At 61.9% G+C, this 2,234-nt stretch carries 2 protein-coding genes; one reads left to right on the top strand and one right to left on the bottom strand.

Annotated elements, in window-relative coordinates; translation table 11 throughout:
• Positions 1-577 (bottom strand): AMP-binding protein (locus tag L9Z73_RS29460; protein WP_247408406.1); only part of this gene is annotated, 577 nt, incomplete at its 3' end.
• 432 nt (positions 578-1,009) lie between these two features.
• Between L9Z73_RS29460 and ssuD the strand changes: the two genes are divergently transcribed.
• Positions 1,010-2,155, top strand: a complete 1,146-nt coding sequence (gene ssuD / locus L9Z73_RS29455; RefSeq protein ID WP_247408404.1) for an FMNH2-dependent alkanesulfonate monooxygenase — start codon at positions 1,010-1,012, stop codon at positions 2,153-2,155.
• The last annotated feature ends 79 nt before the right edge of the window (positions 2,156-2,234 follow it).

Below are 2,234 nucleotides of genomic sequence, written 5' to 3'. Positions count from 1 at the left end.
TGTATTGCTGTTCCCCGAGCAACTGCGCATGGCTCAACCGCAGGGAAGGCCCGTGCGTATCGGCATGGAACACGAAGGCGACGGCTGCAGAGTCAGTGGCGCAGGCCGGCGGTTCCGCCGCCACGCCCGCGGACAAATCGGCGTAAGCGCTCAACCCCTTCCCATCACCGGCATTCAGACCGCGCCCGTCGAGGAACAGCAATACACAGGGTGGAAGATCGGCATGCCGGACCTGTTGCACGGCATCCTGGGCTTCGGCCAGCACGAAGCTCGGGCGCAGACGGGCCAGCAAAGCGCGGTTGTCGCGTTCGGGGTCCAGCAACGTGACGCTGCCGCCCAGCCACTGCGCGGCCAGGGCCAGCAACAAGGCTTCGGAACGCGCCTGGCTGATGATCAGTAAATCGTCGTGGCGACCGAACCCGCGCTGGTGCAGCGCTGCCGCAAGACGGCTGACCTCCTGCGCCAACTCGCTCCAACTGCGGGCGTGCCAAATGCCCAGGCGTTTGTAGCGCAGAGCTATCGCCGAACCTCGGGTTTGGGCTTGCTGTAACAACGCCAGCGGCAGTGTCTGGGCCATGGGGACTATCCTTCAGAGTGCTATACAGCCACTTTTGCAGTCTCCATGCCAAGATTTAAATCGTTATTTATCAACAAGTTATATGCAGTCTGCGTAAACAATCATGTATTGATTCGGCACAGCCTGCTTAAAGCCTGTTGCCCAGCGAACACTTCTCTCTTTGCGCCCAACTGTTTGCCAGGCAACAGCGTTTCAACACTTCTCCTCTTCCAGCGACACTCATCGCCGCACAAAAACCAATCATTACCTTATAAATCAACAAGTTGATGGATTGGTACGATGCTTGCTCTCTTGGAACTATCGGCCACAGCCACAGACTTGTTCCAACAAGCGCCTTTATAGAGCCGTGCCGGCCCTGCGTTGCACAACCTGCTGCCGTCTTACCTTACCCAAGGCAGCGGGCTTCTTATTTTTGCAGCGAGGAGCATGTTGATGAGTCTTGATATTTTTTGGTTTCTGCCCACCTCCGGCGACACCCGTTATCTGGGCCGATCCGACAGCGGCCGCCCGGCCACCAACAAATACATGCAGCAAATCGCGGTCGCCGCCGAGAGCCTGGGCTATGACGGGGTGTTGATTCCCACCGGCAGCAGTTGCCTGGACCCGTGGATTACCGCCGCCAGCCTGGTACCGGTCACCCATCGCCTGAAGTTGCTGGTGGCGCTGCGCACTTCGCTGGGCAACCCCACGGCGTCGGCCCGTCAGGCGGCCACACTGGACCAGGCCAGCAACGGCCGCCTGCTGCTCAACGTCGTACCCGGCGGAGATGCCACCGAGTTGGCCGCCGACGGTATTTTCCTCGACCACGATCAACGCTACGAAGCCGCTGGCGAGTTCCTGAGCGTTTGGCGGCGCTTGCTCAGTGGCGAGGTGGTGGATTTCACCGGCAAGCATGTGCGCGTCGAAGGCGCGCAGAACTTCTTCAAACCCGTGCAGCAACCGCACCCGCCCCTGTATTTTGGCGGGTCGTCCCCTGCCGCCCATGAGCTGGCGGCGCAACAGGTCGACGCCTACCTGACCTGGGGCGAACCGCCGGCGGCCGTGGCCGCGAAAATCGCCGATGTGCGCGAGCGCGCGAAAAAATATGGGCGGACGGTGCATTTCGGTGTGCGCCTTCATGTGATCGTGCGTGAAACCAACGAGCAGGCCTGGGCCGCGGCCGAAGAACTGATCAGCCACCTCGACGACGATGTGATCGCCGACGCCCAAGAGAACTACGCCAAGATGGACTCCGAAGGCCAGCGCCGCATGGCCGCCCTGCATGGTGGACAGCGCGACAAGCTCGAGGTCTCGCCCAACCTGTGGGCCGGTGTCGGCCTCGTGCGCGGAGGCGCCGGTACGGCGCTGGTGGGCGACCCTCAGACCGTCGCCAAGCGTCTGCAGGAATATGCCGACCTCGGCGTAGACCGTTTTGTACTGTCCGGCTACCCGCACCTGGAAGAGGCTTTCCGCTTTGCCGAACTGGTGTTCCCGCTGTTGGGCAAACAGCCTGTCACGGTCCGCGACCAAGTACTCACCGGCGGCGCGTTCGACGTGCGGGCTGGCCATACATCGGCCAAGGACGAGGCCACCGCATGAACGTGATTGATATGCGCTGCCGCCCGGCGTACCTGCACGATTTTTTCGGCGCCACCCCAGGCAGCGCTGAGACCGCCAC

It is taken from the genome of Pseudomonas emilianonis (assembly GCF_023072625.1).
In the GTDB taxonomy this organism is placed as follows: Bacteria; Pseudomonadota; Gammaproteobacteria; order Pseudomonadales; family Pseudomonadaceae; genus Aquipseudomonas; species Aquipseudomonas paraveronii.
This window is presented reverse-complemented; position numbering and strand designations above follow the sequence as displayed.